The 9,348-nt window shown below is 41.2% G+C and carries 4 protein-coding genes; all 4 read right to left on the bottom strand.

What is annotated here, in order from left to right:
- Nucleotides 1-383, bottom strand: a 383-nt coding sequence (rpsG, locus tag ACSHXM_RS19490) for a 30S ribosomal protein S7 (protein ID WP_435691657.1), incomplete at its 3' end; no start/stop codon positions are given.
- A 79-nt stretch (nucleotides 384-462) separates the two neighbouring features.
- A complete protein-coding gene (rpsL, locus tag ACSHXM_RS19485; RefSeq protein ID WP_435691654.1) occupies nucleotides 463-837 on the bottom strand; it encodes a 30S ribosomal protein S12 in 375 nt (124 codons plus the stop codon).
- Between the two features lie 225 nt (nucleotides 838-1,062).
- Nucleotides 1,063-5,247 carry a DNA-directed RNA polymerase subunit beta' gene (gene rpoC, locus ACSHXM_RS19480; RefSeq protein ID WP_435691652.1) on the bottom strand — a complete coding sequence of 1,395 codons (4,185 nt, stop codon included), beginning with the start codon at nucleotides 5,245-5,247 and terminating at the stop codon, nucleotides 1,063-1,065.
- Between the two features lie 87 nt (nucleotides 5,248-5,334).
- The coding region (gene rpoB / locus ACSHXM_RS19475; RefSeq protein WP_435691650.1) for a DNA-directed RNA polymerase subunit beta at nucleotides 5,335-9,348 on the bottom strand (4,014 nt) is incomplete at its 5' end.

The following is a 9,348-nucleotide window of genomic DNA, read 5'->3' as shown; positions in this document are numbered from 1 at the left end:
GCAGCGTCGAGCATTTCAGCTGCAAGGCGTTGAGCCATTGATTTTTCACCACGTTTACGAGCAGCGTCAACTAACCAACGCATACCTAGAGCATTTCGACGAACGGGACGAACTTCTACTGGTACTTGGTACGTAGAACCACCAACACGACGAGATTTAACCTCGACTGTAGGGCGGATGTTGTCCAACGCTTCTTCAAATATATCTAAGTGTGCTTTGTCAGCTTTAGCAGCAACAATTTCTAGCGCACCGTAAACGATTTTTTCAGCAGTCGATTTTTTGCCGTCTAACATGACGACATTCATAAATTTAGCAAGTAACTCTGATCCGAACTTAGGATCTGGTAGGATTTTACGTTGACCTACGACTCTTCTTCTTGGCATTTCAAATTCTCCGTAGAATTTTCAGGATATTCCCAAAACTCAATTAATACTTTAGTTTGGCCTTACTAACGGAGAACCGTTAAGACTTAGGCTTCTTTGCGCCGTATTTAGAACGGCCGGCTCTTCTATCACTTACGCCAGCACAATCTAATGTACCGCGAACAGTGTGATATCGAACACCTGGTAAATCTTTAACACGACCACCACGAATAAGAACAACACTGTGCTCTTGTAAGTTGTGACCTTCACCACCAATGTATGAAGAAACTTCAAAACCATTAGTTAGACGAACACGACATACTTTACGTAATGCAGAGTTCGGTTTCTTTGGTGTGGTGGTATATACACGGGTACATACTCCACGACGTTGTGGGCAGGCCTGCAAAGCAGCAACGTTGCTCTTCACTACTGGCTTTTGGCGGGGCTTGCGCACTAACTGGTTAACTGTTGCCATTAACTAGCTCCTGATTAAAATTACGACTGTTTTGGCCTTTTTATAAGACCGTAAACGCGAAAAATCCGCGACCCAATTTTAAGTAACAATTCAGTCACCTAATTTCGGGTCGCGGAAGTCTAATGATCAAACGATGAACTGTCAAGCAAGACTGCTGTTAAACTGCACAATATGTGGGTTTAAACAACAATCTTACTTTTTCAGATCAATTATTGATCTTATTTTTTACTCGTCTGCAGGGGTATCCGTTACTTCAGCATTCAATGCTTCAGTTAAGGCTAACTCTGCTTCAGATGCAGAAACTGAAGGTTCTTCAAGCTCCTGTAGTTCAGCTAATTTTCTAGCTGTACGTTTTTGATGATGCGTGAAGCCGGTTCCCGCTGGTATCAAGCGTCCAACAATTACGTTTTCTTTCAGACCACGTAACTCATCTTCTTTACCTTGCACTGCTGCTTCGGTAAGTACACGAGTTGTTTCTTGGAAAGATGCGGCTGAGATAAATGACTCAGTCGACAACGATGCTTTAGTGATACCCAATAACTGTGGTTCGTACTGAGCAGGAATTTTTCCTTGCTTTTCCAATTCACGGTTAGCGATTTTCACGTTAGACACTTCTACTTGCTCACCTTCTAAGAAGTTAGTGTCGCCTGCATAAGTGATCAAACACTTACGTAACATCTGGCGAATAACAACTTCGATGTGTTTATCGTTAATTTTAACCCCTTGTAGGCGGTAAACTTCTTGTACTTCATTAACGATATAGTTAGAAACAGCACTGATACCACGAAGTCTAAGGATGTCATGCGGTGACTCAGGGCCATCAGCAATAACTTCACCTTTTTCAACGTTTTCACCTTCGAACACGTTAAGTTGACGCCATTTTGGAATCATCTCTTCGTAATGATCACCCTCTTTAGGTGTAATCATTAAGCGTTTCTTACCTTTAGTCTCTTTACCAAATCCAATCATACCTGATACTTCAGCTAGGATGGCAGGCTCTTTAGGCTTACGCGCTTCGAACAAGTCAGCAACCCGTGGAAGACCACCGGTAATATCACGAGTTTTCGAACTTTCTTGAGGAATACGTGCTAATACGTCACCAGGCTTAGCTTCCATACCATCTGTAGCTTCGATAGTTGTAAAGCTTGGTAAACGAATTTCTTGTAAACCAAACTCTTCACTTTCTAGGATTAGCTTAGGTTCTTTAGCATTCGCTTTAGCAAGGTCGTTAACAACGATACGGGTTAAACCTGTTAACTCATCTTGTTGCATCTCAGTATTACTGTCATCAATGTCAGCAAAACTAATTTTCGCAGCACGTTCTGTTACGATTGGATGCGAATGCGGGTCCCAGTTAGCAACAATCTCACCAGAGGTTACTTTAGAACCGTCTTTAGTAGTAAGAATTGCACCGTAAGGTACTTTATAACGTTCTTTCTCACGCCCTTGGTCATCAATGATAGTGACTTCAGTTGAACGAGAAACAATTACAACTTTTTCGTCTGTGTTAATTACAAACTTAGCGTTATGTAATTTCAAAGTACCTGTTGTTTTAACTTGAACGCTATTTTCAGCAGATGCTCTAGATGCAGCACCACCAATGTGGAACGTACGCATGGTTAACTGTGTACCAGGTTCACCGATTGATTGAGCTGCAATAACACCAACAGCTTCACCATGGCCAACCATATGTCCACGAGCCAAATCACGGCCGTAACATTTAGCACAAACACCAAAATCATTTTCACAAGTGATTACTGAACGAACCTGTATTTGGTCAACAGAGTTAACTTCAAGCATATCAACCAAAGCTTCGTCTAGAAGAACATTACGTTCTACCAGTACTTCTTTAGTGCCTGGTTTTAATACATCTTCGGCAACTGTACGACCTAGTACACGTTCACGAAGTGGTTCAACAACGTCGCCACCTTCGATTAGAGGTGTCATTTTCACACCTTCGAACGTGCCACAATCATCATTGTTAATAATAAGATCTTGAGCAACGTCAACCAAACGACGAGTTAAGTAACCCGAGTTAGCTGTTTTCAATGCTGTATCGGCCAAACCTTTACGAGCACCGTGAGTAGATATAAAGTACTGAAGTACGTTTAGACCTTCACGGAAGTTAGCGGTAATTGGAGTTTCGATGATTGAACCATCTGGTTTCGCCATCAAACCACGCATACCCGCTAATTGACGAATCTGTGCAGGGCTACCACGAGCGCCTGAGTCGGCCATCATAAATACAGAGTTGAATGAAATCTGTTCTTCCATTTCACCATCACGATTTTTAACTGTCTCTGAAGACAAGTTTTCCATCATGGCTTTGGCTACTTTTTCGTTTGCATTTGACCAGATATCGATAACTTTGTTGTAACGCTCACCCGCTGTAACAAGACCTGACTGGAATTGTTCTTGGATTTCGCGTACTTCAGCTTCTGCACCTTCGATGATGTCTTTCTTATCATCTGGGATAACCATGTCGTCAATACCTACAGATGCACCCGCGATCATTGCGTAGTGGAAACCTGTATACATGATTTGGTCAGCAGCAATTACTGTATCTTTTAGTCCTAAGGTCCTATAACAAACGTTCAATAACTTAGAAATTTGTTTTTTACCCATAGGCGTGTTGATAATCTCAAATGGCACACCTTTAGGAAGTACCTCAGAGAAAATTGCACGACCAACTGTGGTATCAGTTAGTGTGATTTTTTCAACTTTATTGCCTTCAGCGTCAGTCTCGTATTCAGAGATACGTACTTTTACGCGAGCATGAAGTTCAGCATTACCTGTACGGTAAGCTTTTTCAGCTTCTTTTGGACTAGTGAAAACCATACCTTCACCAAGACCATTTACACGGTCACGGGTCATGTAGTACAAGCCCAATACAACGTCCTGAGAAGGAACGATAATTGGTTCACCGTTAGCTGGAGATAAGATGTTGTTGGTAGACATCATCAAAGCGCGAGATTCAAGCTGAGCTTCAATCGTTAACGGCACGTGAACAGCCATTTGGTCACCATCGAAGTCGGCGTTATAAGCCGCACATACTAGAGGGTGTAACTGAATAGCTTTACCTTCGATTAGAGTAGGTTCAAAAGCTTGAATACCTAGTCTGTGAAGTGTTGGAGCACGGTTAAGTAATACTGGATGTTCACGAATAACTTCGTCTAATACATCCCATACTTCCGGATCTTCACGTTCTACTAATTTTTTAGCGGCTTTGATAGTTGTGGCTAAACCACGACCTTCTAATTTTCCGTAAATAAATGGCTTAAATAATTCAAGCGCCATCTTCTTAGGAAGACCACATTGATGTAAACGTAGTGTAGGACCAACTGTAATTACAGAACGACCAGAATAATCAACACGTTTACCAAGTAAGTTCTGACGGAAACGACCTTGCTTACCTTTGATCATATCGGCCAAAGATTTAAGAGGACGTTTGTTAGAGCCAGTAATTGCACGACCACGACGACCATTATCAAGTAGCGCATCGACCGCTTCTTGTAACATACGTTTTTCGTTACGTACGATAATGTCTGGTGCCGCTAAGTCTAATAAACGCTTAAGACGGTTGTTACGGTTGATTACACGACGATATAAATCGTTCAAATCAGACGTAGCAAATCGACCACCATCTAGAGGTACCAATGGACGTAAATCAGGTGGTAATACCGGAAGAACTGTTAAAATCATCCACTCTGGTTTGTTACCAGACAATTGGAAAGATTCTAATAGTTTCAAACGTTTAGTAATTTTCTTACGCTTAGTTTCAGAGTTAATGGTTGGTAACTCTTCACGCATAGCAACAACATCAGCATCAACGTCTAGTGCTTTTAGCAATTCAAATACTGCTTCTGCACCCATCTTAGCTTCAAATTCGTCACCATGTTCTTCAAGGGCATCCAAGTACTCTTCTTCTGTAAGAAGTTGGCTACGCTCAAGCGTTGTCATACCTGGTTCTGAAACCACGTATGATTCAAAATATAACACTCGCTCAATATCACGTAAGGTCATGTCTAACATTAAACCAATACGAGACGGCAAGGATTTTAAGAACCAAATATGTGCAACTGGACTTGCCAATTCAATGTGGCCCATACGCTCACGACGTACTTTAGTTAAGGTTACTTCAACCCCACATTTTTCACATATAACACCACGGTGTTTAAGGCGCTTATATTTACCACACAAACATTCGTAATCTTTAACCGGCCCAAATATACGAGCACAGAATAAACCATCACGTTCAGGTTTAAAGGTACGGTAATTAATTGTTTCTGGTTTCTTTACTTCACCAAAAGACCAAGACCGGATCATTTCCGGTGATGCTAGACCAATTCGAATATTATCGAACTCTTCACTCTTATGTTGTTGCTTAAGAAACTTTAATAAATCTTTCACATTTCTCTCCCAGCGGAGTCAATTGCAAAGGTTCAGCATTTGCACTAACAAGTGCTGAACCATCCTGTGTATAGCTCAGTTAAGCGCTTACTGCTCTTCTAGCTCGATGTTGATACCTAGTGAACGAATTTCTTTTAACAATACGTTGAAAGATTCCGGCATACCAGGTTCCATACGATGATCACCATCCACAATGTTTTTATACATTTTGGTACGGCCATTCACGTCATCAGACTTAACGGTTAACATTTCTTGCAAGGTATAAGCAGCACCATATGCTTCAAGTGCCCATACTTCCATCTCTCCGAAACGCTGACCACCGAACTGAGCTTTACCACCCAACGGCTGTTGAGTAACCAAGCTGTAAGAACCGGTTGAACGAGCATGCATTTTGTCATCAACCAAGTGGTTAAGTTTAAGCATGTACATATAGCCTACAGTCACTGGACGCTCAAATGGGCGACCTGTACGACCGTCAAACAAAGTAATTTGACCACTTTCAGGAATATCAGCCAAAGTTAACATGTGTTTGATTTCAGCTTCAGTAGCACCATCAAATACTGGTGTAGCCATAGGCACACCGGCACGTAGATTGTCAGCTAAACGTGTCACTTCATCATCAGTAAAGTTATCAATGTCTACGTCTTGGTGAGATTTACCTGCGCTATAAACTTCTTTAAGGAAGTTACGCAACTTAGACATTTCTTCGTGCTCTTTAAGCATGCGGTCAATCTTCACACCGATACCGCTAGCAGCCATACCTAAGTGAGTTTCTAAAATCTGACCGATGTTCATACGCGAAGGAACACCTAGAGGGTTTAATACGATGTCTACCGGCGTACCGTTTTCATCATATGGCATATCTTCTACTGGTTGGATCGTTGAGATAACACCTTTGTTACCGTGACGACCAGCCATTTTATCACCTGGTTGAATGTGACGTTTAACAGCTAGGTAAACCTTAACTATTTTAAGTACACCTGGCGCTAAATCATCACCTTGAGTGATTTTACGACGTTTAATTTCAAACTTAGTGTCGAAGTCAGATTTGATTTCAGCATGTTGCTCTGCAATTTGATCAAGCTCTGTTTGCTGGTCTTCATTATCTAATAAGATGTCGAACCATTTTTCACGTGGCGTACTATCTAATTTAGCTTGCTCTACGCCAGCTTTTATTAATAAGTTAGTCGCTCGTGCAAAAATACCATCAGCAAGAATACCAAATTCATCGCCTAGATCTTTCTTCACTTCACGTAATTGCATATCTTCGATTTCACGTGCACGTTTGTCTTTTTCAACACCGTCACGAGTAAACACCTGAACATCAATAACTGTACCGTGCACACTATTAGGTACACGTAACGAAGTATCTTTTACGTCAGATGCTTTTTCACCAAAGATTGCTCTTAATAGTTTTTCTTCTGGTGTAAGTTGTGTTTCACCCTTAGGTGTCACTTTACCTACTAATATATCGCCGCCCTTCACTTCAGCACCGATATATACCACACCAGATTCATCCAATTTACCTAGCGCAGACTCACCAACATTCGGTATATCAGCACTAATTTCTTCTGGACCAAGCTTAGTATCACGAGCGATACAGCTTAACTCTTGAATGTGGATAGAAGTAAATCTGTCTTCTTGCGCTACGCGCTCAGAAATCAAGATTGAATCTTCGAAGTTATAACCATTCCAAGGCATGAATGCGATACGCATATTTTGACCTAGAGCCAACTCACCTAAATCGGTAGAAGGACCATCAGCTAATACGTCACCAGCCACAATAGGCTCGCCTACATTACAAGTTGGTTTTTGGTTAATACAAGTATTTTGGTTAGAACGGGTGTATTTAGTTAGGTTATAAATGTCGATACCAGCTTCACCAGCAGTCGTTTCATTTTCATTAACTTTAATTACAATACGACTTGCATCAACAAAGTCGACTGTACCACCACGTTTAGCAACAACAGTTACACCTGAGTCTACCGCTACGGTTTTCTCCATACCTGTTCCAACTAATGGCTTTTGAGCTATTAGCGTAGGTACTGCTTGACGTTGCATGTTTGCACCCATCAATGCACGGTTAGCATCATCGTGTTCAAGGAACGGGATAATACTTGCTGCTACTGACACAATTTGTTGTGGCGAAACATCCATATATTTAATGTCATCTACAGACATTAAAGTAGTTTCACCTCTGTGACGACATGGGATCAAATCTTCTGCCAATCTGCCATTGTCATCCAATATTACATTTGCCTGTGCAATTGCATATTGGCCTTCTTCAATGGCTGACAAGTAGTCGATTTCATCTGTCAACATACCATCAACAATCTTGCGATAAGGCGTTTCTAAGAAACCAAAATCATTAGTACGAGCAAAACTCGAAAGAGAGTTGATCAAACCGATGTTTGGTCCTTCAGGCGTTTCGATAGGACATAAACGACCGTAGTGAGTTGCGTGTACATCTCGCACCTCAAAGCCAGCACGTTCACGAGTCAAGCCGCCTGGACCTAAAGCAGAAATACGACGTTTGTGCGTAACTTCTGACAATGGATTGTTCTGATCCATAAATTGAGATAATTGGCTTGAACCAAAGAACTCTTTTACAGCAGCAGAGATAGGTTTAGCATTGATAAGATCTTGAGGCATAATTGCATCAAGGTCACCTAAAGATAAACGTTCTTTAACCGCACGTTCTACACGTACTAAACCAACACGGAATTGGTTTTCGGCCATTTCACCAACAGAACGAATACGACGGTTTCCTAAGTGATCAATATCATCAACATCGTCTTTACCGTCACGAATCTTTATTAATTGCTTCATTACAGCAACGATATCGTCTTTGTCTAAAGTGCCAGCACCTGTAGATTCTTCACGACCAATTCGGCGGTTAAACTTCATTCGACCAACAGATGACAGATCGTATCTATCGTCTGAGAAGAACAAGTTTGTAAATAATGTTTCAGCAGCATCTTTAGTTGGTGGCTCACCTGGACGCATCATACGATAAATTTCTACTAAAGCTTCAAGCTTGTTAGTAGAACCATCGATACGTAAGGTGTTAGAAATATAAGCACCGTGATCTAGCTCGTTGATATAAAGTGTATCAAAAGAATTTACACCTGCTTCAACAAGCTCTGCCAAATTTTCTAAGGTTAATTCATCATTTGCTGAAACAACTACTTCACCTGTTTCTTCATTGATATAGTCCCGTGCAAATACACGTCCAATCAAATACTCTGCAGGCACTTCTAATTCAGTAATCTTGGCCTTTTCTAAAGCACGCGTATGGCGAGCAGAAATACGACGACCAGTTTCAACTAAGACTTTACCCTTTGCGTCTAAGATGTCGAACTGAGCAGTTTCACCACGTAGGCGATCTGGTACAACATCAGACAGGAATTTTTCACCTTCAATTCTTACTTGGTTTGTTTCAAAGAACAAACTTAGAATTTCTTCAGTAGGCATTTCTAGTGCACGTAACATAATAGTCGCTGGTAATTTACGACGTCTGTCTATACGTACAAAAAGATTATCTTTAGGGTCAAATTCAAAGTCTAACCACGAACCACGGTAAGGAATAACACGCGCGTTATATAACACTTTACCTGATGAGTGAGTTTTCCCTTTATCGTGATCGAAGAACACGCCTGGAGAACGATGCAGTTGCGACACAATAACACGCTCAGTACCATTGATAACGAATGTACCGTTATCTGTCATGAGTGGAATTTCACCCATGTATACTTCTTGCTCTTTAATGTCTTTAACTGTGCCAGGTGCTGCTTCTCTATCGAACAACACTAAACGCAGTTTTACGCGCAACGGTGCAGAATATGTAACACCACGGATCTGACATTCTTTAACATCAAATACTGGCGCACCTAAACGGTAACTAACATATTGTAATTCAGAGTTACCTGAGTAACTTTTGATAGGGAAAACCGATCGAAATGCTGCTTCCAAACCATGCTGACCATCAACATCTAGGTCAATAAATTTCTTAAAAGAATCTAATTGGATTGAAAGTAGATACGGTATTTCCAATACCTGTGGGCGTTTGCCAAAATCCTTACGGATACGTTTCTTTTCGCT

The sequence above is a fragment of the Paraglaciecola sp. genome (genome assembly GCF_051252315.1).
Lineage (GTDB): Bacteria > Pseudomonadota > Gammaproteobacteria > Enterobacterales > Alteromonadaceae > Paraglaciecola.
The sequence above is the reverse complement of the archived record's forward strand: the minus strand, read 5'-3'. Positions and strand labels throughout refer to the sequence as shown.